Source organism: Sporanaerobacter sp. PP17-6a, assembly GCF_900095615.1.
GTDB classification, from domain to species: Bacteria; Bacillota; Clostridia; order Tissierellales; family Acidilutibacteraceae; genus Acidilutibacter; species Acidilutibacter cellobiosedens.
This window is the reverse complement of record NZ_FMIF01000024.1, coordinates 1-26870: the sequence shown is the minus strand read 5'-3', so window position 1 is coordinate 26870 and position 26870 is coordinate 1. Positions and strand designations below refer to the sequence as shown.

27 protein-coding genes and 1 other annotated feature are annotated in these 26870 nt (G+C 34.2%); of the genes, 3 read left to right on the top strand and 24 right to left on the bottom strand.

Features of this window, described 5'->3' with window-relative positions; translation table 11 throughout:
* Window positions 1–337 precede the first annotated feature (337 nt).
* The 10 genes from PP176A_RS10290 to PP176A_RS10245 form a co-directional block, all read right to left on the bottom strand.
* A complete protein-coding gene (locus tag PP176A_RS10290) occupies window positions 338–1183 on the bottom strand; it encodes a transglycosylase SLT domain-containing protein (RefSeq protein WP_071140387.1) in 846 nt (281 codons plus the stop codon).
* A 9-nt stretch (window positions 1184–1192) separates the two neighbouring features.
* Complete coding sequence (locus PP176A_RS10285) at window positions 1193–1513, bottom strand: rod-binding protein (protein ID WP_071140386.1); 321 nt, start codon at window positions 1511–1513, stop codon at window positions 1193–1195.
* 13 nt (window positions 1514–1526) lie between these two features.
* The gene (flgG, locus tag PP176A_RS10280) at window positions 1527–2321 is read right to left on the bottom strand and encodes a flagellar basal-body rod protein FlgG (protein WP_071140385.1); all 795 of its coding nucleotides are present in this window, start codon (window positions 2319–2321) and stop codon (window positions 1527–1529) included.
* 19 nt (window positions 2322–2340) lie between these two features.
* Window positions 2341–3387: a flagellar hook-basal body protein gene (locus PP176A_RS10275; RefSeq protein WP_200796125.1), complete on the bottom strand. Its 1047-nt coding sequence runs from the start codon at window positions 3385–3387 to the stop codon at window positions 2341–2343.
* Window positions 3388–3449: 62 nt separating this feature from the next.
* Window positions 3450–4475, bottom strand: coding sequence for a rod shape-determining protein (locus tag PP176A_RS10270; protein WP_071140384.1), 1026 nt, complete (start codon window positions 4473–4475; stop codon window positions 3450–3452).
* A 210-nt stretch (window positions 4476–4685) separates the two neighbouring features.
* Window positions 4686–4940: a sporulation transcriptional regulator SpoIIID gene (gene spoIIID, locus PP176A_RS10265; RefSeq protein ID WP_071140383.1), complete on the bottom strand. Its 255-nt coding sequence runs from the start codon at window positions 4938–4940 to the stop codon at window positions 4686–4688.
* A 102-nt stretch (window positions 4941–5042) separates the two neighbouring features.
* Window positions 5043–5873, bottom strand: a complete 831-nt coding sequence (locus tag PP176A_RS10260; protein WP_071140382.1) for a M23 family metallopeptidase — start codon at window positions 5871–5873, stop codon at window positions 5043–5045.
* A 318-nt stretch (window positions 5874–6191) separates the two neighbouring features.
* Window positions 6192–7211, bottom strand: coding sequence for a stage II sporulation protein D (gene spoIID / locus PP176A_RS10255; protein WP_071140381.1), 1020 nt, complete (start codon window positions 7209–7211; stop codon window positions 6192–6194).
* Window positions 7212–7275: 64 nt separating this feature from the next.
* Window positions 7276–8532 (bottom strand): UDP-N-acetylglucosamine 1-carboxyvinyltransferase, encoded by a 1257-nt coding sequence (gene murA / locus PP176A_RS10250; protein WP_200796124.1) that lies wholly within the window; start codon window positions 8530–8532, stop codon window positions 7276–7278.
* A gap of 21 nt (window positions 8533–8553) precedes the next feature.
* Window positions 8554–9345, bottom strand: coding sequence for a YwmB family TATA-box binding protein (locus PP176A_RS10245; protein WP_071140379.1), 792 nt, complete (start codon window positions 9343–9345; stop codon window positions 8554–8556).
* Window positions 9346–9573: 228 nt separating this feature from the next.
* Here PP176A_RS10245 and PP176A_RS10240 point away from each other — a divergent pair, with 228 nt between their 5' ends.
* Together PP176A_RS10240 and PP176A_RS10235 are read left to right on the top strand one after the other, a co-directional pair.
* Window positions 9574–10866, top strand: coding sequence for a TrkH family potassium uptake protein (locus PP176A_RS10240; protein ID WP_143037681.1), 1293 nt, complete (start codon window positions 9574–9576; stop codon window positions 10864–10866).
* Window positions 10867–10881: 15 nt separating this feature from the next.
* Window positions 10882–11556 carry a potassium channel family protein gene (locus PP176A_RS10235; RefSeq protein ID WP_071140378.1) on the top strand — a complete coding sequence of 225 codons (675 nt, stop codon included), beginning with the start codon at window positions 10882–10884 and terminating at the stop codon, window positions 11554–11556.
* Window positions 11557–11591: 35 nt separating this feature from the next.
* On the opposite strand, the gene PP176A_RS10230 is transcribed toward PP176A_RS10235, so the two are convergent.
* The 11 genes from PP176A_RS10230 to PP176A_RS10180 all read right to left on the bottom strand — a co-directional run bounded on the left by PP176A_RS10230 (window position 11592) and on the right by PP176A_RS10180 (window position 22184).
* Window positions 11592–12251 (bottom strand): 3-oxoacid CoA-transferase subunit B, encoded by a 660-nt coding sequence (locus tag PP176A_RS10230; protein ID WP_071140377.1) that lies wholly within the window; start codon window positions 12249–12251, stop codon window positions 11592–11594.
* Entirely contained in the window at window positions 12251–12907 is a 657-nt protein-coding gene (locus tag PP176A_RS10225) for a CoA transferase subunit A (RefSeq protein WP_071140376.1), read from the bottom strand. The genes PP176A_RS10230 and PP176A_RS10225 overlap by 1 nt, the downstream gene beginning before the upstream one ends.
* A gap of 19 nt (window positions 12908–12926) precedes the next feature.
* A complete protein-coding gene (locus PP176A_RS10220; RefSeq protein WP_071140375.1) occupies window positions 12927–14105 on the bottom strand; it encodes an acetyl-CoA C-acetyltransferase in 1179 nt (392 codons plus the stop codon).
* A 323-nt stretch (window positions 14106–14428) separates the two neighbouring features.
* Window positions 14429–16147, bottom strand: coding sequence for a sigma 54-interacting transcriptional regulator (locus PP176A_RS10215; RefSeq protein WP_071140374.1), 1719 nt, complete (start codon window positions 16145–16147; stop codon window positions 14429–14431).
* An 18-nt stretch (window positions 16148–16165) separates the two neighbouring features.
* Window positions 16166–17278: a non-hydrolyzing UDP-N-acetylglucosamine 2-epimerase gene (gene wecB / locus PP176A_RS10210; RefSeq protein ID WP_071140390.1), complete on the bottom strand. Its 1113-nt coding sequence runs from the start codon at window positions 17276–17278 to the stop codon at window positions 16166–16168.
* 20 nt (window positions 17279–17298) lie between these two features.
* A complete protein-coding gene (locus tag PP176A_RS10205; RefSeq protein ID WP_071140373.1) occupies window positions 17299–18351 on the bottom strand; it encodes a glycosyltransferase family 4 protein in 1053 nt (350 codons plus the stop codon).
* Window positions 18352–18495: 144 nt separating this feature from the next.
* Window positions 18496–19014: a tryptophan transporter gene (locus PP176A_RS10200; RefSeq protein ID WP_071140372.1), complete on the bottom strand. Its 519-nt coding sequence runs from the start codon at window positions 19012–19014 to the stop codon at window positions 18496–18498.
* Window positions 19015–19127: 113 nt separating this feature from the next.
* Window positions 19128–19379: a binding site (T-box leader), on the bottom strand.
* Between the two features lie 149 nt (window positions 19380–19528).
* Window positions 19529–20158: a uracil phosphoribosyltransferase gene (gene upp / locus PP176A_RS10195; RefSeq protein WP_071140371.1), complete on the bottom strand. Its 630-nt coding sequence runs from the start codon at window positions 20156–20158 to the stop codon at window positions 19529–19531.
* Between the two features lie 39 nt (window positions 20159–20197).
* A complete protein-coding gene (gene rpiB / locus PP176A_RS10190) occupies window positions 20198–20647 on the bottom strand; it encodes a ribose 5-phosphate isomerase B (protein ID WP_071140370.1) in 450 nt (149 codons plus the stop codon).
* A 19-nt stretch (window positions 20648–20666) separates the two neighbouring features.
* Window positions 20667–21125 carry a low molecular weight protein arginine phosphatase gene (locus tag PP176A_RS10185; RefSeq protein ID WP_071140369.1) on the bottom strand — a complete coding sequence of 153 codons (459 nt, stop codon included), beginning with the start codon at window positions 21123–21125 and terminating at the stop codon, window positions 20667–20669.
* 12 nt (window positions 21126–21137) lie between these two features.
* Complete coding sequence (locus PP176A_RS10180) at window positions 21138–22184, bottom strand: L-threonylcarbamoyladenylate synthase (RefSeq protein ID WP_200796126.1); 1047 nt, start codon at window positions 22182–22184, stop codon at window positions 21138–21140.
* Between the two features lie 616 nt (window positions 22185–22800).
* Between PP176A_RS10180 and PP176A_RS10175 the strand changes: the two genes are divergently transcribed.
* The gene (locus tag PP176A_RS10175) at window positions 22801–23508 is read left to right on the top strand and encodes a ZIP family metal transporter (RefSeq protein WP_071140367.1); all 708 of its coding nucleotides are present in this window, start codon (window positions 22801–22803) and stop codon (window positions 23506–23508) included.
* Here PP176A_RS10175 and prfA read toward each other — a convergent pair.
* The 3 genes from prfA to PP176A_RS10160 are packed head-to-tail and all read right to left on the bottom strand — an operon-like array spanning window position 23505 to window position 26380.
* On the bottom strand, window positions 23505–24572 hold the full coding sequence (gene prfA / locus PP176A_RS10170; RefSeq protein ID WP_071140366.1) for a peptide chain release factor 1: 1068 nt from the start codon (window positions 24570–24572) through the stop codon (window positions 23505–23507). The genes PP176A_RS10175 and prfA overlap by 4 nt on opposite strands.
* A 24-nt stretch (window positions 24573–24596) precedes the next feature.
* On the bottom strand, window positions 24597–25466 hold the full coding sequence (gene prmC / locus PP176A_RS10165; protein WP_083381905.1) for a peptide chain release factor N(5)-glutamine methyltransferase: 870 nt from the start codon (window positions 25464–25466) through the stop codon (window positions 24597–24599).
* Window positions 25457–26380 carry a DUF1385 domain-containing protein gene (locus PP176A_RS10160; RefSeq protein WP_234958907.1) on the bottom strand — a complete coding sequence of 308 codons (924 nt, stop codon included), beginning with the start codon at window positions 26378–26380 and terminating at the stop codon, window positions 25457–25459. The genes prmC and PP176A_RS10160 overlap by 10 nt, the downstream gene beginning before the upstream one ends.
* Between the last annotated feature and the right edge of the window lie 490 nt (window positions 26381–26870).

Below are 26870 nucleotides of genomic sequence, written 5' to 3'. Positions count from 1 at the left end.
GGCATACGATATATTGAATTTGACTCTCGGGAAGCAAAAAATCCACAGGATATTTATAATATTATGATCGGAGAATTTACAGTAAACGGTGATAATATTACTTATCAAATAAAACCTGCGTTTGAAAAGCCAGCTGTAAAATAATAAAAGAATAAAACCGTAAGAATTTTAAAATTCTTACGGTTTTATTCTTTTTAACCTTTTTTACTTTATTATATTTTTATTATTACTCCTATAGTAAATATTGTTAAAAATATAGCTAACAGCGTATAAAAACCTCTTCTTTTCATATAGCTCATCCTCCTAAATAAAACTTCTATTTAAAATTATTAACATATTAAGAGGATTTATTCACAATCTTAATCCAATTTCCATATATCCATCCTTCTTTATTTTTCTCTTTATTCTTTACTTTATAAAAATAAAATCCGTTCTTTAATTTTGGTCCTTCAATTATAGTTAACTTTGTTTTATCGTCTACTCTCCCTACTTCTTTTCCGGATGGCTGGTTAAGAAGAAGAAGTTGTTCTTTGCCGTCTGCTAATACTACATCTCCTATTTTATATTTAATGATATCTCCTTCGTGAAATTTTGCGGGAGTCTCTAACTTAATATTTTTGCCTGGAATCCCTTTCTTAGGAAGGCTTTTCTTATCAATCGAGCTAATTTTCACTCCATAAATTTTTTGTGCCGTCTTATATATTTTATCCTGATATGTATTACTGCTCTGATTAGGATTGTTCCTATTTAAAAGTCCGTTATAAGCCCAAAGGGCAAAATACCAATGTTCCAATATATTAGGATCCATATTGCCTATTTGAGGCATTTTACTATTTGCATATTTCCATTTAGCAAGAAGCACATCTGCTCCGGCTTCAATATTATATACTGGATCCTCCTGCAATTTTTTTAAGTTATAGGCATTTGATCTTACCTGCATAATACCAATATTACCACCTCGGCTTGCATATATTTTCCCCGATGGCGTAAACTGTGTAAAGGAACTTTCGGTTTTTGCAACTGATTTAAGTATTACACTCGGTATTCCTCTTTTTCTTGCTACTTCTCCCACAATTCTTTCTATTTCCTTCTTAGATAAACTATTTTTCTGACAGTACCCTACGCTAAATACTCCAAATATAAGAGCACATACCAAAGAAAAACATAGTATCTTTCTTCCCATAACAACCTCCTAAATTTTTATATCTCCCCTTTTAAATTGATCGTACATCATTTTAGCAATACCAATACCATTATTTTGGCTGCTTGCTTCTTTAGCTACTTCCTCCAAGTACATATCCTCAAATACTGTTCTTCCCATGCTTTTTTCTTCCAATCCCCCGTCAGGAATTGTGTCTCTCATTTTTTTAAACATTGTATAAACAAATATGCTTTCAAAATCTTTGCATACATCCATAAGCTTATCATCATCGTCTTTTAATGCTTCAGCCCTTTTGGCCAAAACATTTTCATCTGAAGTTATTTTAATATTATCTATGGGAACAGTCTCCATACGATCACCTCAACTATCTCTTCAAATTATTGGCCATCTGTAACATTTCATCAGACGCTTGAATTGTCTTGGAATTTATTTCATAGGCCCTTTGAGCTGTAATCATCTTTACCATCTCATCTACTACCTGAACATTGGAAGATTCCAAATATCCCTGTATGATATTGCTTTCCATTTCTTCAGCCTCTATCGGTATTTCTTCTCCCGAAGCTGAAGTTGCTTCATAGAGGTTCATTCCCTTACTCAAAAGTCCTTCTGGATTCATAAACTTAACTAATTTTAATCTCCCTATATCAACATTCTCTCCATCCTCATCTACGGCTGTTATATATCCAAGATTATCTATGTTTACGTCCTTCATTCCATCTTCTATGATTATTTCATCATCATCTTCGGATAATACACTATATCCTTCCGAGGTAACCAGTTTCCCTTCATCTCCGTCAACACTCAATTTAAAGCTTCCGTCTCTTGTATATGCTACATTTCCGTTTGGAAGCATTATCCCAAAAAATCCTTCTCCATCAATGGCAACGTCATAATCATTTTGAGTTTCAATATAACTTCCATTTTCAAAATCTCTCTTTGTAGCCGAAGTCATAACTCCATGACCAACTTCCAAATTTACAGGTCTGCCCTGATCGTCTTCAATATTTGTTCTTTTAAGCGCAGAATAAAACAGATCCTTAAATTCTGCTCTTTGTGATTTATATGAGGTAGTATTTACATTCGATAAATTATTAGATATGACATCAATATTTAATTGCTGTGCTTTCATCCCAGTTGCCGCTGTCCATAACGAACGCATATTAATTAGTCCTCCTTTTCTATACTCTTCCTATTTCATTTGCTGCCTTTTCCAACATTTCATCCTGAGTTCTTACTGCCTTTTGACAGGATTCATAATTTCTCAATAAACTTATCATATTAACCATTTCCTTTATAGAATCTACATTAGAGCTCTCCAAGCAACCTGACATTACTTCTCCCTCAAAAGGAATTTCCTCTCCGTTCACACCATCCAACATTCGGTATAAATTATCACCGACTTTTCTTAAATATTCCTTATTATCTAAATCAACTATATCCAAGCTGTCTACCACGGCTCCGTCGACCACTATTTCTCCGTTTTTCCTTATTTCTATACTATCTCCATTAATATTTATCTGTCCTTGTCTGCCTACTACTTCCCTTCCGTCGGAAGTAGTAAGTATGCCCTCATTATTAATTGCAAAAGAACCGTCTCTGGTATATAGCACTTCCCCATCTTCTCCCTGAACTTTAAAAAACCCAGAGCCGTTCAATGCCACATCAGTTTTTCCTCCTGTCTCTACTATATCCCCTTGAGTAAAATCTGACACTATCTTATGAAATTTAACTCCTCCGCTCATAGTTCCTATAATATTTCTATTAGGATAATAAACCATTCCTTCCAACATACCTTCTATATTTCCCTGAGCATTTACGGGATTGCCGTCTCTTCCTAAAATAAGATTTTCACCATCTGTTTTGTACTCATCTTTTTCATTCTTATAGTATGTCCTTAAATTGCCCTCATCATCAACTATAAACCTGATATCCTTTTCGTAGCTTACTCCCATAGGCGTTCTAATCATAAAATAACCATTCTCAGTATGGGCTATATGTACTTCTCCATGGTTTTCATAAGTTATTTGGTTTTGTCCTGTGACCGTTAAATCTGAGTCAGGCTTGTCATTAATTTTTGCAAGAAGAGCTTCAGGAAATGATTCTGTTATAGGAATATCTTTTTTAAATCCTGTGGTATTCATATTTGCAATATTATTTGCAATAACATCCATTTTTCTTTGATTTGCAATCAAAGAAGTTGCACTAATATATAGTCCTCGATTCAAAATATCACTTCCTTAATAATATTCATTAGTGTATATCGTCGATTAAATAATTTTTATTATAGTCATTTAGACCTAACCTTATCATCATTCATTAAACTATTTTCTAACACATCAACCCAGTCAAGAGATTTCCCCGTCCCTATAGCTACACATGAAACAGGATCATCTGCAACTCTTGCATCTATTCCTGTTTTTTCAGATATAAGCTTATCAAGGCCCCACAGTAAAGAGCCTCCACCGGTCATAACTATCCCTGTATTTGCAATATCAGCCGCCAATTCCGGAGGTGTTCTTTCAAGAACCGCATGTACTGAATCCACTATATTTGTCACAGGTTCCTCTAATGCCTCCAGCATCTCTGATGATGAAATATTAACGGTCTTCGGAAGACCTGTTACTAAATTTCTCCCTCTTACTTCCATGAATTCTTCTTTATTCTTTTTATAAGCCGTACCAATATTGATTTTTAATTCTTCTGCACTTCTCTCTCCTATCATTACATTATGTTTTTTCCTAATATATCTTGAAATAGCTTCGTCGCACTCGTTTCCTGCTACTTTTATGGATTTGCTTACAACTATTCCTCCTAATGAGATTATGGCAACGTCTGTAGTTCCGCCACCAATATCTACGATCATGTTTCCATTAGGTTCGGTGATATCTATCCCGGCTCCTATTGCTGCTGCCATGGGCTCTTCTATAAGATATGTTTTCGCAGCCCCCGCTTGATTGCTCGCCTCCAATACCGCTCTCTTTTCAACTTCAGTCACTCCACTGGGAACGCCAACTATAACTCTTGGCTTAAATAAAAATCTTCCTATAGCCCTCTGTATAAAATATTTAAGCATTTTTTCCGTAACGTCATAATCGGATATAACTCCGTCTCTAAGAGGTCTCAAAGCAATAATATTCCCCGGCGTACGTCCCAACATCTTTCTCGCCTCTTCTCCTACAGCAAGAAATCTTTTTGTATTTTGATCAATAGCTACCACAGAAGGTTCGTTCAGCACTATTCCTTTTCCTTTTACATAAACCAAAATACTTGCCGTACCGAGATCAATTCCTAAATCGCTTCTAAATGCAGCCATACAACACGCCCTCCTTTGTGTTTTATATATATATATTAACAGTATTTTATCTTATATACAAATAAATTTATTTTAAAAAACTATGACAAGCTTTCGACAAATATCCACAAATATCCTATCCTAATTTAAGTTCTATAAAATTAGAAAAAATCCTCTATTTTACTCATAAAATTTTACAAAAAATTTTAAAAGGCCCTTAAAAGGACCTATTTAATTATTAACAACTTTGTATTTCATTTTAGTTGCTTCTCCACCTCTGATGTGTCTTTCTGATTTATTTTTTTCTAATATCTGCTTAACCATGCCAGCAATAAGAGGGTTGATTTTAGGCAACCGTTCCGTCACATCTTTGTGAACAGTACTTTTACTCACCCCAAATACAGTAGCTGCTTGTCTTACCGTTGATTTTTCACTAATTATGTATTTTGCAACCTTCAATGCCCTTTCTTCTATATAATCTTTCAAATGTTTAACCCCCTTTGAACTTGATTTTTCTCTTCCCTTTCTTTTTTATAATTATGCTCAAACTCATATTTATAGAACATATTCACAAAACAGGTTGAATTTTTATTGAATGTTTGGTAAATAATCTTTTGGATCAACGCATATCCCTTCTTTTAATACTTCAAAATGTAAATGAGGTTCCTCTGCAAGTTCTAATTTTGCAGTCCTCCCTATACCACTTATTGGATCTCCTTTTTTAACCTTTTGCCCTATTTTTACCATTTTCTCTGTAGATAAATTTTTGTATCTTGTTTCTATTCCATTGTCATGATCAATAGTTATTGTTATTCCCCATAAATCATCGTCGTATACATCCTTTACAACTCCATCAAGGCTTGCCCTTACTATAGTTCCTTCTTTTGCATATAAGTCAATTCCTTGATGGCTTACCCATTCGTCTAAAGTCTCTGAATAAACCAATCCTTCTCCTGTGAAATCAACTCCCAAAGTACCTACCAACGGAAGAAGCATATTATTTTGAATAACAGGAGAATTCGTATTACTTTCAATTGGTTCCGATTCTTTAAAAAGTTTTTCCGTCTCATCATCTTCTTTTCCTTTATCCGTTTCATCTTCCATTATTTCTTCAATATCCTGATCTTGATTTTGTTTCTCTTCTTCTTTTTCTATATCTTTATTTTGTTCTTCTTCATCATTCTTCTCTTCTTCATCGTCCGTTTTTCCCATCTTGCTGATCTCTAAAGAAGGTTCTTCTTCGTCACCCTTTTCCACTTTAAAAAAATCTTCATTTATCTTTGAAATATTTTCATCTTTTGTCTTTACAGAATTATTTTTAGAAACCCAAACGGCAGTCGTCGCAATTAAGCAAACACAAATAAATAAAATTATATAAAATCCATCTTTATCCATTAAATTTGAAAACCATTTTTTCATACCTTCACCTCCATTAGGTAGTATTGCCAGGACAAAATATTTAATACATCTTTTAGAAAAAAATTAAAAATATGTATTAAAAGTTTTAAATGGTAAATTCTTATCGCAAAAATTTACCGTTTTTATACAAAAAAATAAAATGCAGGTTCCTAAGAGCCTGCAAATAAAATTTTTAGATTCATATGTTTATTAAACAACCAATTAAATAACTAAGGATAATATCAGTCAATTTTTAGAGCTAACTTTTTAATTTATGAAAAAAGGGAGTATCGCTAACTGCTTATTCAGCAGTTTTACGGCACTCCCTTTTTTATATAGCTATTTATATGTTCCAATTTCTACTCCCTGATAATAGTGACATAATATTTCCTTATAGTTTTTTCCCTGTTTCGCCATACCGTTTGCTCCCCATTGGCTCATTCCAACTCCATGACCATATCCTGTTGTTTCAATCTCAACGGTATTGGTTTTAAGATTTAAAGTTATCTTAAAATTTGTAGAATTTAAATTAAATATACTTCTTATTTTGCTACCTTCTATAACTATTCCATCAATCATCAATTTTTTTATTCTACCGCTTTCCGTTCTTTCCACCACTTTTATCTTCTCAGCCATATTATCCTTTGTAATATTAGCTTCAGGATAATTCTCCTTTATCTTATCTATAAATTCATTCACTGTAAAGGTGGATGTACTCTTCAATTTAGGAGCACCTTCTTCATAAGGGCTCAAAACCGACTTTAAATAAGGGTAACTAACTGCAAACACATCTTCCGAATCCTCCGTCATTCCTCCGCTGGTAGAATGATATAAGGGTTCAATCAATTCTCCGTCATAATAAATTACTTCATTTTTAGTACTATCTACGGCATCTTCAATTTTTCCCCAATATTGCTCCACCCATTTGGAAGAGTGAGCTTCCTCCAATTCCTGAAGACTTAAGTAGGCTTGGCAGTGAACTCCCGTACATAGCGGCGCTCCGGGATGATCCGGATGGCCTGCAGGATATTTCTTTGTCCTTTCCAATGCATAAGTTCTGCTGGCAACAGCCTGAGCTTTTAATGCTTCTTCATGAAATTCGGCGGGCATTTCCGCCGCTACTACTCCCTTCACATAGTCTTCCAAAGGCATCTTCAAAACTTCCTGAGTTCTTGTATCATATACTTTTATATAACCATCAAATTTTACTTCTTCTTTGTTCTCCGGTTCTTCATCTTTTTCTTCCGTCAAATTCAACTTATCTTCTTTCATCACAAAATTAATGGTTTTTACAAGAACCGCAGGGACAACAATGATTATTACAATAAAGAAAATTAAATATATTCCCAACTTCTTCATCTTTTCCCCCTCTTTTTGTTCTTTTGTCTCTTTAAATTCTATGCAGGGGAAAAAGATACTATGTTTAATATTCTATTCTATAAATTTTTCCACCAAGTTGGGAAAATTTATCTTCTATATGGTCATAACCTCTGTCTATATGATATACGTTATCAATTTCGGTCTTGCCATCCGCTACAAGTCCAGCTAAAATAAGGGCTGCTCCCGCTCTTAAATCCGTAGCTTTTACCGGAGCCGACATCAAGGAATTAACTCCTTGTATAATTGCACTTCTTCCATCTATCTTTATATCTGCACCCATTCTCTTTAATTCGTCTACATGCATAAATCGGTTTTCAAATACAGTTTCAATGATAACACTTGTTCCATCAGCTATACTCATTAGAGCCATAAACTGAGCTTGCATATCCGTAGGAAAACCAGGATAAGGAAGAGTTTTCACATCCACCGCTTTTATTTTTGTATTTCCTACAACCCTTACTTTATCACCATTTTCATATACATCACAGCCTACTTCTCTTAGTTTAGCTATAATAGGCTTTATATGATTTGGAATAACATTTTCTATGATAACGTCTCCTCCTGTGATAGCACTTGCTACCATAAAAGTTCCGGCTTCTATTCTGTCCGGAATAACAGAGTGAACAGTCCCCTTTAAATTGTCTACTCCTTTAATTCTGATAGTACTGGTACCTGCTCCCTTTACATTTCCTCCTAACTTATTTAGAAAATTAGCCAAATCAACTATTTCCGGCTCCATTGCAGCATTATCTATGGTAGTTTCTCCTTCAGCAAGAACCGCAGCCATCATAATGTTTTCCGTCGCTCCTACACTTGGAAAGTCTAAATAAATTCTGTCTCCTATCAACTTATCTGCAAAAGCTTCAACATATCCGTGATCTACGTCAATGTTTGCTCCCAATGCTCTAAATCCTTTTAAATGTAAATCGATAGGCCGAGTCCCTATAGCACATCCTCCCGGAAGCGAAGTTTTAGCCTTTCCAATCCTGGTCAATAAAGGTCCCATTACCAGGAAAGATGCCCTCATCTTACTCATTAATTCATAGGGAGTCTCATATTTATCAATATTCACGGAATTGATTTTTATCTTTCCTTCCTCATACCTCTCTACCTTTGCTCCCAAAGATGTAAGAACTTCACATATGACATCAACATCCTTTAAATTAGGTACATCCTCAAGGATAATATCTTCCGTTCCTAAAAGAGATGCTGCAAGTATAGGTAGTGCTGAATTCTTTGCTCCGCTTACTCTAACGTTTCCCTTCAACGGAGGGCTTTTTTCCACCACTATTTTCTCCAATAAAATCCCTCCTTTTATCCTTTAGTATTCAAGTATAATAATTGGCATTCCAATCCATATATAAGTTTTGTCTTCATATTCATTATACCTCATAGAAATATTATAATTCATCTTTTTATTGCCTGAAAATATATATTTGCCTAGTACAGGCGAAAAAGCTGAAACGGATATCAAAGATTCATCCGAATATTTTTCAACAATATTTCCCTTTATATACTTTAAAGCTTCATCTATTTTTTTTTCTTGACTCTGTCTATTTAATTTTCCATTAAAAGTTCCAATTACGCAAGTAGTAATTTCCGCTTCAGAGTCAAATTTTTTAAAGATATCTTCCATTTTCAGCTTAATATCGTCATAATATTCATTATTACTTTTTTTTACTTTATTTAAAAACAAATAGGTTTCACCTCCTTTTTCAGTTTCATATGTAGAAATATTTATAAGGGCAGAATTTTCATTTTTATCTTTTCCCCATATTAAAAGCTGAATGCTTTTTTCCTCTGCTATCAATTTTTCTACATAAGATTTTTTCTCCGCTTCAGGCAAATACATATTTTCATCAACTTTTTCACCCACTATGCCCATTTCATTTTTCATTTCTTTCCCTAAAATTCTTATCTCTTTTTCTGTTAAAATGCACTGATTTATTTCTCCCCCCATACTTATATCTTCTTCTAAAAAGCTTGCACCAATATTTTCCATCGATTGAAGTATTATATCTTCATCATCTATTTCTTCCCTACACTCTCCAAAATTCACCATTCCCATTGATAAAATTATACATATTAATAAAAGTCTTTTAAATAATTTCATATTCTCCCCTCCCAAAAGGTACATTAGAGGAAAAAGCACTTTTCAGCAAAATGTAAAGGGGGACAAAACATCGTTACTCAAAAAAAGTACCCTTTCCTCACTGTATAAGTATTACCAGGAAAAGATACTTTTAAACCTATGACATTACCTATTTTATATTCCATATTAATATGCTATAATAATGAATAATATTGTAATAATTTTGAATGACAAGGAAGGTAGGAAGCATTGATTAACTTTAAAAAAATGAGTCCGGGAAGAATAATCGTTTTAGGATTTGCTTTAGTCGTTTTAACAGGAACAACTTTATTATACTTACCAATTTCGTCAAACGAAGGTGTTTCTGTAACATTAGTCGATGCATTGTTTACTGCTACATCGGCAGTTTGCGTTACCGGATTGGTTGCTGTTGATATAGCAAATACATTCAATATTTTCGGAAGAACGGTCGTTGCTATTTTAATTCAAATAGGAGGATTGGGAGTTGCTTCTATAGGTGTTGCTTTTATTCTTCTATCAAGGAAAAACGTCGGACTAAAAGAACGTATTTTAGTTAAAGAATCAATGAATCTTAACTCTCTGCAAGGAATGGTACGATTAGTCAAATCAATAATTACAACTACCCTTTTTTTCGAAGGAGTCGGCATATTTCTTAGTTTTTTAGTATTTTCCAAGGATTATTCTCCACTATCGGCACTTGGTATAAGCATCTTTCACTCAATTTCCGCTTTTAACAATGCCGGATTTGATATCTTAGGGGATTTTAAAAACTTAACTCCCTACAAGGACAATGTATTGTTGAATTTGACTACTTGCGGACTGATTATCTTTGGAGGATTAGGATTTTATGCTATTAGAGAAATTAAACAGAAAAAAATTTTTAAAACTTTCGGCGTAAATACAAAAATTGTAATTACTATGACCGTAACATTACTGACTCTTGGAACTGTTCTTCTAAAATGTACGGAAAATATTTCTTGGTTAGGCGCATTTTTTCAAAGTACGTCTGCAAGAACGGCCGGTTTTAATACTTATCCTTTAGGAGATTTCTCTACCTCCGGATTATTGACTCTTATTTTTTTGATGTTTGTAGGAGCATCCCCCGGTTCTACAGGAGGCGGTATTAAAACAACGACTGCTTTTGTAATATTTAAAAGTATATACAGTATATCTGCTAATAAAAATTGTACTGCATTTAAACGAAAAATACCTAAAGAATCTATAATAAAAGCATTTGTTATTATGACGCTTGCAGGCTTGTTAGTATGTTTCAACACATTTTTAATATGTCTTATTGAGCCTCAATATACTTTTCTACAAGTACTTTTTGAGACTGTGTCCGGATTTGGGACAGTTGGATTATCTACGGGAATAACTCCATATCTGGCAGACTTGAGCAAAATAATTTTATCCTTTACAATGTTTTGCGGAAGACTCGGTCCACTTACCATGATGTGTATATGGTTTTCTCGAACTCCATCCAGTCTGTCCTATCCCGAAGAAAAAATTACAATAGGTTAATAGGAGGATGTTATAATGTTAAAATATAAATCGACTATTCCCTTCGGAGTTATAGGATTAGGACGTTTCGGGTTTGCTCTTGCTGAAACCCTTGCGGATATGGGAAAAGACGTTTTGGTGTTAGACAGTAATGAAGATAAAATAAATCAAATACAGGACAAAGTAGGGAATGCTTTAGTCACACCACATTTGGATAAAGCAACTCTCAAAGAAGCAGGAATACAAAATTGCGAAACTGTTATCGTGTGCATAGGGGAGCAAATTGAAATAAGTATATTAACAACTCTTAATGTAATTGAACTAGGGGTTCCGAGAGTTATTTCCAAAGCCATCAGTGCAGAACACGGGAAAATACTAAAAAAAATAGGAGCCGAAGTAGTATATCCGGAAAGGGATAGAGCAATCCGTCTTGCAAACTCACTGACCAGTTCACGAACATTGGATTATATAGAGCTTTCGAGTAAATTTGCTATATCCGAAGTTAAAATTCCAGAACAATTTGATGGCAAAACAATAATAGATGCAGACCTCAGAAAAAAGTTTAACTTAAACATCATCGCAATTGTCAAAGACGGAGAAATATTCGTTGATATAGATCCTGACATTATATTAAAAGAAAATGATACTATAGTGATATTAGGCAAAAAAGAAAATATAAACAGATTTGAAAAAACTCTTCTCAATCTGTAATCTTAAATAAAACAACTCGGAGAGCCTCCGAGTTGTTAAATTTCCATTTCTTTTAAATCTTCCGGAATTATCAATTCCGCTTCAGTAACGGATTTGATTTCGTCAATTGTAAATTCAGGATTTATTTCCTTTAATACTAATCCTTCCTTCGTTACTTCTATTACACCCATTTCCGTAACAATAAGATCCACTTCCCTTGCCGCAGTAAGGGGAAGGCTGCATTTTTTAAGGATTTTGGGAGAACCCTTTGCGGTATGTTCCATAGCAACTATTACCTTTTTGGCTCCTACTACCAAGTCCATTGCTCCTCCCATTCCGGGAACTATTTTCCCGGGAATCATCCAATTCGCAAGATTCCCTTCCTGATCAACCTGAAGAGCTCCAAGAACTGTAGCATCTACATGGCCTCCACGGATTATTCCAAAGGACACAGCACTATCAAAAAATACTCCGCCCTTCTTTACCGTGGCAAATTGCCCTCCTGCATTAACTATATCCTTATCCTCCATTCCTGACTCAGGGACAGAACCCAATCCTATAAATCCGTTTTCCGAATGAAAAGTAATATCCATATCATGAGGTATATAATTTGCAACCATAGTTGGAAGACCTATCCCTAAGTTTATGACATCTCCATCTTTAAGTTCCTTAGCAACTCTTCTCGCAATTAAAGACTTTATTTCACTTCTATCCATTAATTTTCGCCTCCAAATGCTATATAATCTATAAAAAGTCCAGGTGTCACAACATCATTTTGATCAATTTCTCCGACCTCAACCAGATTTTCTGCTTCAACTATTACCAAATCAGCGGCTGTAGCCATAATCGTATTGAAATTTCTTGTAGCTCCTCTATACGCTATATTGCCTTTTTTATCAACCTTATGTCCTAATATTAATGCTGCATCGGCTTTTAACGGTAATTCCAGCAAATAAACCTTTCCGTCTATCTCTATTTTCTGTTTTCCTTCTTCCACTATGGTGCCTACTCCGGTAGGAGTTAAAAATCCTCCTAATCCTGCACCGGCAATTCTTATTCTTTCCGCTAAAGTTCCCTGTGGAATTAAATGAACTTCTAATTCCTTAGAATTCATTTGTCTTCCCGTTTCAGAATTAGTACCTATATGAGAAGCATATAAAGTTTTTACCTGTCTGTTAACTATCAGCTTCCCCACTCCCGATTCCGGATAGCCGGAATCATTACATATAATCGTCAAATTCTTAACCCCGTTTTTTACCAATGCATCCATTAGTTTATGAGGAGTTCCGCAAGATAAAAATCCCCCTACCATTACAGTCATACCGTCTTTAATATGGCTAACAGCTTCATCTATGGTTACAACTTTATTCATTCAATGCACCTCCAATATTTTACCTTTTAACTACCATTGCTATGCCCTGGCCTCCTCCAATACACAAAGTAGCCAAACCAAGTTTTGAGTCTCTCTTCATCATTTCATACAGAAGAGTAACAAGTATTCTTGCTCCGGATGCTCCTATAGGATGTCCTAATGCTATAGCACCTCCGTTGACGTTGGTTTTTGCCGGGTCCAGGCCAAGTTCTTTAACTACTGCTAAAGACTGAGCCGCAAAAGCTTCATTTGCTTCTACCAAATCCATATCTTCAACTTTCATATTTATTTTTTTCAAAGCCTTTCTCGTTGCAGGTATAGGTCCTGTTCCCATAATTGAAGGCTCTACTCCCGCAGAAGCATAAGATAAAATTGTTGCAATTGGTTTAATGCCAAGTTCATCTGCTTTCTCCTTGGACATAATAACAAGAGCAGCCGCTCCATCGTTAATTCCCGAAGCATTCCCTGCTGTTACCGTTCCGTCCTTTTTAAATGCCGGTTTTAACTTTCTCATTCCTTCAATAGTTGAACCGAATCTCGGATGTTCATCTGTATCAACTATTTTAGGATCTCCCTTTCTTTGAGGAACAGATACAGGTATTATTTCATCTTTAAATCTTCCGCTTTTGATTGCAGCTTCCGATCTTTGTTGGCTTCTGAGAGAAAATTGGTCTTGTTCCTCTCTTGTAATTCCCCATTTCTCAGCAACATTCTCAGCCGTAATTCCCATATGAGTATCACCGAAAATATCCCATAAGCCATCATGAATCATATAGTCTTCAATCACGCCATTACCCATTCTCATTCCCCATCTTGCCTTTTTCAATAAGTAAGGTGCCTGACTCATGTTTTCTGTTCCTCCGGCAACAATTATATCAGCATCCCCTGCTAATATAGCTTGAGCAGCCAATGCAACAGTCTTTAAACCGGAACCGCATACTTTGTTTACGGTATAAGACGGTACCTCTACCGGAATCCCTGCATGTATCGCAACTTGTCTTGCCACGTTTTGACCAAGGCCTGCCTGAAGAACATTTCCAAATATAACTTCATCAATCATATCAGGTTTAATATTTGCTCTCTTTATCGCTTCTTCTACAACTATTTTCCCAAGTTCTACCGCAGAAACGTCTTTAAATGCCCCTCCGAATGTCCCTACAGGTGTTCTGACTCCGCTAGCTATAACTATTTCTTTCATTTTTATTCCTCCTATTTTTTAAAATAATTTTTAAAGTGCAAATAGGTTATTTTTTTACTATGCACTTATCATGCCATACAAATTAGCTCTAAAATTAATGTCTATGTTATAATTATAACAATACTTTTTTCATTTATCAATAGACTTTGTGAAATTTATGACATAATTTTATAAAATTCCGTCTCCATTTTACTACACTTTTTCAAATACAGTTCTGCAAACGATTGCCTAAATGTCCTCCGTAAATTATTCAGAATTTGGTATCTCATTGATATAATCTATATGTAGATTTATAGATACATTTATTTAAAAACTGTATCAATTTATATACTATCCATAAGCTTATATTTTTCAATCTTTTTATATAATGCAGTTCTGTGAATTCCAAGTTTTTTGGCAGCTAAAGTCTTATTTCCACCGGAAGCAACAATAGCAGCACGAATTGCTTTAATCTCAGTTTCCTGTATTCTATCCTTTAATGTAAGAGGTTCTTTTTTGATTATACAATACTTGGTTTTTTCAATAATATGTTCAGGAATATGCTTAGGATATATAACGCCTTCGGAGCATAAATTCAATGCTCTCTCCAAAACATTTCTCAATTCTCTTACATTTCCCGGCCAATTATATTTTGATAATATTTCTACAACCTCTTTGCTGAGTATTATGTCTCTCAATCTTAATTCCTTTAAAAGTTTTTTAAAAATACTTTCGGCCAGAAGAGGAATATCTTCTCTTCTATACCTTAAAGGCGGAATATCTATAGATATAACATTTAACCTATAAAACAAATCTTCTCTAAATCTTCCGTTTTTAATTTCTTCATCAAGGTTCTCATTAGTAGCTGCAATAATCCTAACATCAAGACTAATTTTGTCTGTTCCCCCTACCCTTTCAACTTCTTTGTCTTCCAATACTCTTAAAAGTTTTGCCTGCATCTCTAAGGGCATGCTGCCAATTTCATCAAGGAATATGGTCCCTCCGTTGGCAAGCTCAAATTTTCCGGGTTTACCTCCTTTTTTCGCTCCTGTAAACGCTCCCTGTTCATATCCGAAAAGCTCCGATTCCAGAAGCTCTCTTGGAATAGCCGCACAATTTATGGGTAGAAAGGATTCGTATTTTCTGTAACTTGCTTTATGAATGGAATGAGCAAACATTTCCTTTCCAGTACCGCTTTCTCCTGTAATCAATACCGTAGAATTCGACTCCGCAGCCTTTCTCCCAATCTTTTTTAAATATTCCATTTTAGGATTTTGAGTTATAATGCTGTCAAAGGAATATTTAGTTTCCTGAAGTCTTTCAATTTCTCCTTTATACCCATTTATCCTTTTTTCCAATACAGCAAGATCTTTTGCTAAATCCTTTACTTCCGCCGCGTCTTTAAAGAGTACCGTACCTACGGCTCCTATGACTTTCCCGTCTCTGATTATAGGTATTCTGTTTGTAATCATATCATGGCCTTGAATTTTCTGAACATAGTGAATTTCTTTTTTCCCGGTTTTAGCAACTATATGCATCCTTGTATTCTCTATTACATCCTGAACCTTTTTACCCAGAGCATCTTCTTCTTTTATTCCCAAAAGTTTTTCATAGTTCATCTTTACTATTTTCCCATTTCCATCTACCAATACTATTCCCTCATAAGCATAGTCCAATATATCTTCTATCATATCTAAACTATATTTCAATTCTTTTAACTGAATTTCCGAATCCTTTATTTTTGTTATATCTCTCAGTATTATAAGATTTCCGCAGTACTTTCCGTCTAAAATGTACGTAATATCCTTTACAAATATATGTTTATTTCCTTTTTTAATCTGTCCCTCTTTTTTATCCCTTTCTTCACCTTTAGAGTCAGACATTATTTGACTCTGTACGAATTTTTCATAATACTCATAAGATATTTGACTTTGTTCCACTTCAAGAATTTTTGTTACAGCGGAATTCATATATAACAAATCTTTTTCTACACCGAAGAATATAACTCCGTCAAAGATATTCTCAATAATAAAGTTCAAAAAAGATTCTTCCTTTTCAGCCATAAAATTCACCTCTACTCTTTAAGTCCCCATTTTATTTATTATGATATTAACTATCCTTTCGGACGCTTTTCCGTCTCCGTAAGGATTAACAGCATTAGCCATTTTTTTATATTCCCCTTTATCCGTAAGAAGCAGATTCAATTCCCTATATATATCATCTTTACATGTACCGACTAATTTTGCGGTTCCGGCTTCTATACCCTCAGGTCTTTCAGTTTCCTTTCTTACTACAAGAACCGGTTTCCCAAGACTTGGCGCCTCTTCCTGTAACCCCCCGGAATCCGTAACAACTATATAGCTTCTAAACATCAAATTAACAAAAGGTTCATAATCTAACGGTTCGATTATATGAACTCTCTTCATTTGATCAAATACCTCATAGGCAATATTTCTCACTTTAGGATTTAAATGAATAGGGAAAATCACTTCTACATCCTCATGCTTTTTTACCACTTCCTTAATAGCACTAAATATACTTTCCATGGGTTTGCCGATATTTTCTCTTCTGTGGCATGTAACAAGTATTGTCTTTATATTTTTATAATCCAAATGATTTAAAAATTCATTCTGAAAAATATAATCTTCCCTAATTACATGCAGCAACGAATCTATTACCGTATTCCCCGTGATAAATATATTTTTTTCATCATAGCCCTCATTAAGAAGGTTTTTCTTGTTTCTTTCAGTAGGCGCAAAATGATAATTGGCAATTATGCCTGTAAGTTTTCTATTTGCTTCTTCAGGGTAGGGAGAATATATATCTCCACTTCTAAGCCCAGCCTCCACATGACCTACTTTGACTCTCTGATAAAAAGCAGCCAATGCTCCGGCAAAAACTGTGGTAGTATCTCCTTGAACCAATACCAAATCGGGCTTAACCTGTATTATCAGTTTCTCCAGTCCTTCCAAGGCCCTTGTAGTTATTTCCGTCAGAGTCTGTCCTTTATGGAATATATTCAAATCATAATCAGGTTTTATCTGAAATAAATTCAACACCTGATCCAACATTTGTCTGTGTTGAGCTGTTACGCATATTATACTTTCTATCTTTTTTCTTTTTTCCATCTCTTTTATTATGGGAGCCATTTTTATTGCTTCAGGTCTTGTCCCAAATATGGTCATTACCTTTATTTTACTCAAACTTTTCCCTCCTACCTTTTTTTATCGTCAACGCTGCTATTCTTGCTCTTATCAATAAGTCCCATTCTTCTGGCTAATAATATGGTTAAAATTATTATCGTTCCTGAAATTATTATTCCCTGCCTGCTATTGATCTTAGCAATAATAACTGCTGCAAACCCAAATACTGCACTTATAAGATACAGAATAAGAACGGTCTGCCTTTGAGTAAGGCCTCTCTGAAGAAGTCTGTGATGAAGATGCCCTTTATCCGCTTCCATTATTGGTCTTCCATTAAGAAGTCTTCTAAATATAGCAAAGGTTGTATCGAATATCGGGAGTCCCAATATAATTATGGGAACAACTATTGCTATAGTGGCTACGCTTTTCATTACTCCTTCTATTGCAACTACGGAAAGCATAAATCCTAAAAATAAAGCTCCTGTATCTCCCATAAATATCTTTGCAGGATTAAAATTGTATGGAAGAAATCCCAAACAGGAACCGGCCAATATGGCAGATATAATCGTAATTTCTATGTAACCAAATCTATTTGCAACAATAAGCAGAGACAAACTGGCAATCATAGCAACACCGGCAGCCAGCCCATCCAATCCGTCTATAAGATTTAACGTATTAGTAATTCCTACTACCCAAAATATTGTCAGAGGTATGGAAAACCCCTTTAAATAAAGAAGAGTACTGGTCCTTGAAAAAGGATTTGTAATAAAATCAATTTTTACGTCTCCCAATATTAAAACTACTGCTGCCAGCAGTTGAAAAATCAATTTTGTCTTAGCGCTTAAATTCTTTTTATCATCAATAATCCCCGAAATAAATATTATAGTTCCTCCTATAATTATTGATAAGAGGCTTTTATTCATAGGCAAAAAAATTAAAATTGAAATCATGGTTGCTGTATAAATAGCCAACCCTCCCAAAAGAGGAATAGGCTTTTTATGTATTCTTCTTTCATCTTTAGGAATATCTATAGCACCGACTTTTATGGCTATTCTCTTCGATATAGGCGTCATAAACATTGAAATAACCGCTGCGACAAAAAAAGATATTATATATTTCTCCATTATTTTTCTCTCCTTAATTTTTTATTTCTTATTCGATTTTATATTAGTTTTTACAATAAGTCAATGAATACAATAATTAAAGCATTATCGTTATTACCAGCTTTCAGCAAATTCCGATAATGCTTTAACCTAATTCTCTTTTATTTAGTCAGCCGCATTAAATCTCGTAGCTTTTATTGCAATTTTAACTACTTTATATATTATCAGTGTTACAAAGATATTCGTTATGGATGTAGGAATTACAATACTTGTAAACAGTAATACAAATGGGGCCGGAAGTCCTGCCATAAAGGAAGCCGAGCCTAAAAAAATAGTTCCGCTGATTATAGTCCCCACAAAAGCAATGGCCCCTGCTCTAATATTTTTGTGAGAAACTTTCTCCATTCCTTTAATCATTAAATAAACTGCAATACAAGTAATTATCTTCTCAATAATACTGGGTATCTGTCCTCCCGGAAAAGTTGTAGTCATAGCCGTAACAATTCCTCCCAATATACCTGTCAAAATCGCATTTTTAAATTTCGGGTTTATGAGCAAAGACACAAATAATACTGCAAGCATCATATCCATCTTCATTCCTCCAATAGTACCCGGGACAATCTGATGGAGGACATAACCAATGGCAACAAGCAATGCTGTTAAAATGTTTTTTCTTAAATTCATAATCAATTCTCTCCTTAGTTTTTATTTTTTTATTTTGCCAGTGTATTTCATCTTCTGTTCACAACATACTTGTCACCTCCCAATTAAAATAAAAAAACCCTTCATTCCCATAACAAAGGGACGAAAGGTTAATTTCCGTGATACCACCCACATTAGATGAATAATATTCATCTCACTCTAACAGATACGGAGTTATAATACTCGATATCCTATTTCTATAACGGGAAATCCCCGATTAAGGCTACTATACTTCGCCCCATAATTCCTAGACCCATTCAACAAAACTCTAAATATCGGACTTACACCGACTCCGACTCGCTATAATTCAGAAATTATTGTTTACTATTTCTATTCATCAAATTTAAAATATTTTATTAAAGTAAGTCTACACTAAATTTCAAATAAAGTCAATATTTTTATAGTCTATGGAAAAATCAGGTAAATGGGTTTCAACAAAGGCTTCCTTAATATTAATTTTTTATATTAAGGAAGCCTTTGTTATAAAATTCTATTTCTATTTAGTTCCGAATAACCTATCTCCTGCGTCTCCCAGTCCGGGAACTATATATGCATGATCATTTAACTTTTCGTCTATACTTGCTACATATATATCCACATCTGGATAAGTACTTTTTACTTTCTCTATTCCTTCAGGTGCCGCTATAATATTTACGAGCTTTATATTTTGGGCACCCCTTTTCTTTAAAAATCCTATTGCTGCCGTTGCACTTCCTCCCGTTGCCAACATTGGGTCCAATACTATCAAATCTCTTTCGCCGATATCTTGAGGAAGTTTACAAAAATACTCCACAGGCTTAAATGTTTTAGGATCTCTGTACAATCCAATATGTCCAACTTTTGCCGCAGGAAGAATGCTAAGCATACCGTCAACCATTCCCAATCCTGCCCTGAGAACAGGTACCAATCCTAATTTTTTCCCTGAAATAATTTGAGATTTAGTTTTGCATATGGGTGTTTCTATTTCTATTTCTTCAAGGGTAAAATCTCTGGTAACTTCATAAGCCATAAGCATAGAAATTTCTTTCACTAATTCCCTAAACTCTTTAGCCCCAGTATTTTTATCCCTTATAAAAGTTAACTTGTGCTTAATCAACGGATGATCCAAAACTACTACTTTCCCCATATTAAAACTCCTTCCATATTTAATTTTTATTCTTATACATTATAACATATACTTGGCCTCAATATCAGAAATTTTATTTATTCTTCTTTCATGTCTTCCTCCTAAAAATTCTGATTTCAACCATGCGGAAACTATTTCAACAGCTAAATCCTTACCTATGACCCTGCCGCCCAAAGCTATTACATTAGCATTATTATGTTCCGCACTCATCCTCGCAGAATAAGTGTCACTGAGAAGGGCACATCTGATTCCACGAACTTTATTACATGAAATTGATACTCCTATGCCTGTACCACAGACGACTATGCCTTTGTTGCATTCTCCGTTTACCACTCCCTCGGCAACTTTGAGAGCAAAATCCGGATAATCCACAGATTCTAAAGAATTTGTCCCATAATCAATATACTCTATATTTTGTTTTTTTAAATATTCCTTTAAATATTCCTTTAATTCAAACCCTCCATGATCGCTTCCTATTCCGATTTTCACGATAAATTCTCCTTTCCTTTTATCCTCTCATTTTTTGTAGAATTTCTTCTAATGCATCTTTTATATCTTCTTTAACCTTTCTGTAAACCTCCATTCCTTCTCCAAAGGGATCTATAATATCATCTTCCTTGCCATAAGCATATTCTTTTAGAGTAAAAATTTTCTCTGATGCACTCGGATAAGAATTTCTCATATAATTCTTATGATTTTTTGTCATCACAAAGACTACATCTGCATCTTCCACCATCTTTTCTGTCAATCCTTTTGATCTATATTGAGAAATATCTATTCCTTCTTCTGCCATAACCTTTATTGCCTCATCCGTTGGCCTTTCTCCTCCAAATACATATATTCCTGCCGAAGTATGAGATATATTAGAATAATTGTCTTTATTATTTTCTATCATATTTTCAAATAAACCGTCTGCCATAGGACTTCTGCATGTGTTTCCAGTACATACGAATAATATATTCTTCAACAAAATCACCTTCTATACCCTTTCTATTCTTCCGCCGCAAGCTTTTTTCATTCTGTTCATTATAGCCCTTCCTATCCCTTCCGTATCTACACCTTCCGCTAATATTATATCCACTTTGATATTATCAAAGTCCCTTAACGCTTTAAACAAATTTTTAGCAATAGTCGATTTTTTATTTCTGCTTCCGACTGTTATAACTTTCCCTGAATATTTTTCTTCCGTTTCCGATGTTGCCATGATGCCTACATTTTTCCCTTGAGCAATATACATATTTTTATACTCGTTAATTTTAGAAACTATATCTTCAGTTCTTCCGGTGAAAACTATCATTTCCGCTTTTGGTGCATAATGTTTATATTTCTGTCCCGGTGATTTAGGCACTATATTCTCATTATCCTTTATTATGCTTTGATCATAATCTACCCTTGGAAAAACAGTTGTTAAATCCTCCCATGTAATTCCTCCGGGTCTTAAAATTGTCGGTATTTCCCCGGAAATGTCCAATACTGTAGACTCAACTCCTATTTCAGTACTCCCTCCATCTATAATCATATCTATTTTCCCAGAGAGATCCTCTATTACATGTTTTGCTTCCGTAGGGCTTGGTCTTCCTGAAGTATTAGCACTGGGAGCTGCTATGGGAACTGCCGATTCCTTTATAAGCATAGATGCCACAGGGTGGTTTGGCATTCTAATAGCAACAGTAGATAAGCCTCCGGTTATCTTATCTGAAATTTTTTTACTCCTTTTAAATATAAGAGTGAGAGGGCCCGGCCAAAATTTTTTCATCAGCTTTTCAGCATTTGGAGGAACAAATTCTATCAAGGGAAACAACTCCTCCATGGAAGAAATATGAAGTATTAGCGGATTATCTTGGGGACGTCCTTTAGCCGCAAAAATTTTGTCAGCAGCACTGTCATCAAGTCCATTTCCTCCAAGGCCATATACAGTTTCCGTAGGAAAAGCTACTAAACCTCCGTTTCTGATTATTCTTCCGGCCCTTTCAATTATATTTCTATCCGGGTTTAATTTATCAACTTTAACTATTTCCGTTTCGATCATATCTGTAACCTTCCTTTTATTATACCTTTCTAATAACTTATTATATCGTAAATTCATATAATTTTCATCTCAAATTCAAAAGACATAATTAATTCACAACAAAAATCTATAATTACTATTATCAAACAATAATATTTAATTTATATTATCGCCAATTACCGCTTTTTATAGCCTATAAGAAAATTATATTCTCCTCAATCTATATTTTCCATTAAACGGGTTTCAAAAAAGGCTTCATTAATTTATCAATTTCAATAAGGCCTTTTTTATAACCCATAGGAAAATTATGTTCTCCTTAATCTATATTTTCCGTTAAGTGGGTTTCAAAAAAGGCTTCATTAATTTATCAATTTCAATAAGGCCTTTTTTATAACCCATAGGAAAATTATGTTCTCCTTAATCTATATTTTCCGTTAAGTGGGTTTCAAAAAAGGCTTCATTAATTTATCAATTTCAATAAGAGCCTTTTTTATAAATTTGGTATTTATAGAAGAATTCAAGAATATGTATTATATAGAAAAAAGGCTTTTATAAAAGAAACCCACTTAAGGTCAAGTTTTATTAATATATACTATAACTTTCCTATGGGTTATAAAAATGTTAGGAGGTTCTTATGGAAAATTTATATCTCATTACTTTATTAGGATTTTTTGTAGGAATAGTAGGAACCGGTCTTGGAGGAGTTCTTTCTCTTTTTATCAAAAACAATAAAGGCGTCTTATCTTTTCTTTTAGGGTTTACAGGAGGAATTATGCTGAGCCTAATTGCTTTTCAAATTCTTCCTAAATCATATCTTATTGGAGGTACCTGGATAGAAATAATAGGAGTTGGGTTGGGGGTAATTTTTATAATACTTATAGAAAATCTTCTTCCTCACAATATAAATAATCCTTATATAAAATCAAGTATTATAATAGGAATAAGCATGGCAGTTCATAATATCCCGGAAGGTCTTGCAATAGGTTCAAGTTTCATGTCAAGCAAAGAGCTTGGAATTTATCTGTCTACTGCAATATTCTTACATAATATCCCTGGGGGAATAGCTATTTCTACACCTCTTAAGATAAACAAATCCTCCAATAAAAAAATTATTCTATCAACAATACTTGCCGGTTTTCCTACAGGAATAGGCGCTTTCTTAGGAGTATGTTTCGGAACTATATCTGACTCGTTTATCGCCCTATGTCTTGCCTTTGCCGGAGGAGCCATGCTCTATATTGTTTGTGATGAATTCATACCTCAAGGAAAAACCCTACACGGAGGAAGGGTTTCAACTATGGGTATCATCGTTGGTTTCTTATTGGGCATGATGCTGCCTTAATCCAAATTATTCAGCTTTTCTGCCTGGTCACTTGTAATTAAAGCATCTATCATCTCGTCAATATCCCCGTCTAAAAAAGATTCCAATTGATATATGGTCATGTTGATTCTATGGTCTGTAACTCTTCCTTGAGGAAAGTTGTAAGTTCTGATTCTTTCGCTTCTGTCACCGGAACCAACTTGACTTTTTCTTGTTTGAGCAATCTCCTCATTTTGTTCCCTAAGACATTTATCATAAAGTCTCGCTTTAAGTATCTTCATTGCTCTATCTCTATTCTTTAACTGAGATTTTTCATCCTGACAGGATACCACCATTCCTGTAGGAATATGAGTAATTCTTACGGCAGAATCGGTAGTATTCACACTTTGGCCGCCATTTCCCGAAGAACGAAATACATCTACTCTTATATCTATTGGATTGATTTCGACATCGATATCCTCTGCTTCCGGAAGAACCGCTACGGTTGCAGTAGAAGTATGAATTCTCCCGTTAGCTTCTGTTTCCGGCACTCTCTGAACCCTATGAACACCGCTTTCAAACTTCAATCTGCTGTAAGCGCCCTTTCCCTTTATTGAAAATATAATTTCTTTGAATCCTCCTATTCCTTGTTGGTTAGAATTCATTATTTCAATCTTCCATCGTTTTCTTTCGGCATATCTGCAATACATTCTGAAAAGATCCCCTGCAAAAAGTCCTGCTTCATCTCCTCCTGCTCCTGCCCTGATTTCCACGATAACATTTTTATGAGCATTGGGATCCTTTGGAATTAAAAGAGTTTTTAATTCCTCCTCCAACTCCTTCTTTTGATTTTCTAATTTTTCAATGTCTTCTTTCACCAATTCCTTCATATCTTCTTCTAACTTTTCTTTCAACATCTCTTTATTCTCTTCTAATTGCTTATCCACATCCATATACTGCTGATATTTTTCAACAACAGGTTCAATCTCCGCATGCTCTTTAACTAATTTCTGCCATTCATTTATATTTTCAATAATTTTAGGATCCACTATCTTTTCCGATAAGCTTTTATATTTTTCTTCCAAACTCGCTAACTTTTCTAACATTACTACACCTCCAAAACTATTCAATCATAGGAACAGTTCTCCTGTGATTACTCTGTCAAGTCCTTGCAAATCTTTTAATATATTTATATTCCGAAAATTTTCTTTTTCCATAAGTTCCTTTATTTTTCTGCCTTGGTCAAATCCCATTTCGAAAACTAATATACCTCTGTTTTTTAGATATTCCTTACTTTGAGGTATTATTCTTCTATAATAATCCAGTCCATCTTCTCCTCCATCTAATGCCCATAAAGGTTCATATTTTTTTATTTCATCTTGAAGTCCAAATATTTCATCCTCCGGAATATACGGAGGATTGGATACTATTATATCAACGGAATTTTTTAATCCCATATTTTTTATTCCTTGAAATAAATCTCCTTCTAATATTTTTACCCTGTCGGAAAGTTTTAATCTCTTTGAATTTTCTTCTGCAACAGCATTAGCCTTTTTATCTATATCAACGGAATAGACAAAAACATTTTTTTTGTAATAAGCAATACTTAAAGATATGCAGCCGCTACCCGTCCCCAATTCAACTATTTTAATATCCCTTTCTTTATACTTTTCATCTATATAATCCAAAACATATTGAACTAATATCTCCGTATCAGGTCTTGGAATAAGAACGCCTTCTTCTATATAAAAGCTGATCCCCATAAACTCTTTTTCCTTCAATATATATTGAATGGGATACCCTTTTCTTCTTTCGTCGATTAAACTAAAATATTTGTTCTCAACAGAAGAAGACACCTCTTCATCATTGTGAATATATATATATGTTTTATCCACATCCAAAAGATATGCCAGAAGAAGTACACACTCAAGAGGAGGATTGGAATATTTTTTCCCATCCAATTTTTTTACTCCCATTCTTATAAGATCCTTTATTTCCAAAGGTCTTCCTCCTTATTATCTACTAACACGCCTTTTAACGCCCTTATTGCTACTTCTATTTCCTCTTCATCGGGTTCTTTGGTAGTTGCTATCTTCTGAAGCATCAGTCCCGGATACGATAAAATATATGCTAATTTTCCGTTGCTTTTTCCTATAATACGGTTTACTTCATAGGATAACCCTGCAATTACAGGAAACATTAAAAGCCGTACCAGAAATCTTTCTAAAGGATTGGGCCACCCAAAGAAAGAAAGAACAATAATACTTATTATCATAACCATAAATAAAAAACTGGTTCCACATCTCGGATGCAAAATAGGATATTTTTTGACATTTTCAACAGTCAAATCATCCTCATTTTCATAACAGTGAATGGTTTTATGTTCTGCGCCATGGTATTGAAATACCCTTTCCACATCATTCATCTTAGAAATCGCCAGCACATAAATAAGAAAAATGGTTATTCTTATAATGCCCTCTATAAGATTCATGACTATAGGACTTTGGATTTTATCCTTAAAGAGGTTTGTCAAATAAGTAGGTCCCAATATAAAGAAGAATATCACTATTGCAAAAGAAAGAAGCATTGTAAAAAACAATTCCATATTATTCGATTTATCTTTTTGCTTTTTATCTTCCTCCTCCACAAATTCTGCCGAATACATTAAAGCCCTCGTGCCAAATATCATTGCTTCAATAAGACCGACTACACCCCTTACAACAGGAAGAGAAAAAAATTTATATCTCTTTCCAAGAGGATTCAGTTTCTCCTTTTTCACAACTATTTCTTTATCAGGTTTTCTTACAGCAATAGAAATTTCTTCAGGTCCTTTCATCAAGACCCCTTCAATAAGAGCTTGCCCACCAATAGTAGTCATATGTTTTGGAATTCTGTTTACATCTTTTATTTTCAAAAAATCAACTCCCATATTATTAGCATAGATGCTATATAGAAATTATAGCACATACAATTGTCTATATGCAACGTCCATGAAACTATAGTTTCCGCAATAAACAAAAAATAAAAAAGCATCTACGATGCGTTAGTTTTTGGTCGTACTAAAATTGTGATTTGCTACTCTATTGTTATTTTTCGTATTCTTTGATATAAATTACATCGGCGATACTATGAATGGCAAATTTTTCAAAACTAAAGATGCCTTCGCAGATCATTGGAACGCCTTTGTTGCTAAGGGTCATCTCATTCGTTCTGTTGAAGATATATAATCTGAATAAGTATTTTCAACTTTATCTGGCAAGCAAAACGTCTCTATGCTATGTTTTCAACATTATATAGGCCAAAGAAAAATCCGTTTTTATCCATTAATTCACTAAAAGTTCCTTCTTCTACTACTCTTCCATCTTCTATAACTATTATTTTATCATACCTTTTTAATAAATCTT

Excerpts from the sequence above, each read along its gene's own strand:
- PP176A_RS10290 (WP_071140387.1), bottom strand. The coding sequence starts at position 1,183 with ATGGGAAGAAAGATACTATGTTTTTCTTTGGTATGTGCTCTTATATTT.
- PP176A_RS10285 (WP_071140386.1), bottom strand. The coding sequence starts at position 1,513 with ATGGAGACTGTTCCCATAGATAATATTAAAATAACTTCAGATGAAAAT.
- flgG (WP_071140385.1), bottom strand. The coding sequence starts at position 2,321 with ATGCGTTCGTTATGGACAGCGGCAACTGGGATGAAAGCACAGCAATTA.
- PP176A_RS10270 (WP_071140384.1), bottom strand. The coding sequence starts at position 4,475 with ATGGCTGCATTTAGAAGCGATTTAGGAATTGATCTCGGTACGGCAAGT.
- PP176A_RS10260 (WP_071140382.1), bottom strand. The coding sequence starts at position 5,873 with ATGAAAAAATGGTTTTCAAATTTAATGGATAAAGATGGATTTTATATA.
- spoIID (WP_071140381.1), bottom strand. The coding sequence starts at position 7,211 with ATGAAGAAGTTGGGAATATATTTAATTTTCTTTATTGTAATAATCATT.
- PP176A_RS10245 (WP_071140379.1), bottom strand. The coding sequence starts at position 9,345 with ATGAAATTATTTAAAAGACTTTTATTAATATGTATAATTTTATCAATG.
- PP176A_RS10235 (WP_071140378.1), top strand. The coding sequence starts at position 10,882 with ATGTTAAAATATAAATCGACTATTCCCTTCGGAGTTATAGGATTAGGA.
- PP176A_RS10230 (WP_071140377.1), bottom strand. The coding sequence starts at position 12,251 with ATGGATAGAAGTGAAATAAAGTCTTTAATTGCGAGAAGAGTTGCTAAG.
- PP176A_RS10225 (WP_071140376.1), bottom strand. The coding sequence starts at position 12,907 with ATGAATAAAGTTGTAACCATAGATGAAGCTGTTAGCCATATTAAAGAC.
- PP176A_RS10220 (WP_071140375.1), bottom strand. The coding sequence starts at position 14,105 with ATGAAAGAAATAGTTATAGCTAGCGGAGTCAGAACACCTGTAGGGACA.
- PP176A_RS10215 (WP_071140374.1), bottom strand. The coding sequence starts at position 16,147 with ATGGCTGAAAAGGAAGAATCTTTTTTGAACTTTATTATTGAGAATATC.
- PP176A_RS10205 (WP_071140373.1), bottom strand. The coding sequence starts at position 18,351 with ATGGAGAAATATATAATATCTTTTTTTGTCGCAGCGGTTATTTCAATG.
- PP176A_RS10200 (WP_071140372.1), bottom strand. The coding sequence starts at position 19,014 with ATGAATTTAAGAAAAAACATTTTAACAGCATTGCTTGTTGCCATTGGT.
- upp (WP_071140371.1), bottom strand. The coding sequence starts at position 20,158 with ATGGGGAAAGTAGTAGTTTTGGATCATCCGTTGATTAAGCACAAGTTA.
- PP176A_RS10175 (WP_071140367.1), top strand. The coding sequence starts at position 22,801 with ATGGAAAATTTATATCTCATTACTTTATTAGGATTTTTTGTAGGAATA.
- prfA (WP_071140366.1), bottom strand. The coding sequence starts at position 24,572 with ATGTTAGAAAAGTTAGCGAGTTTGGAAGAAAAATATAAAAGCTTATCG.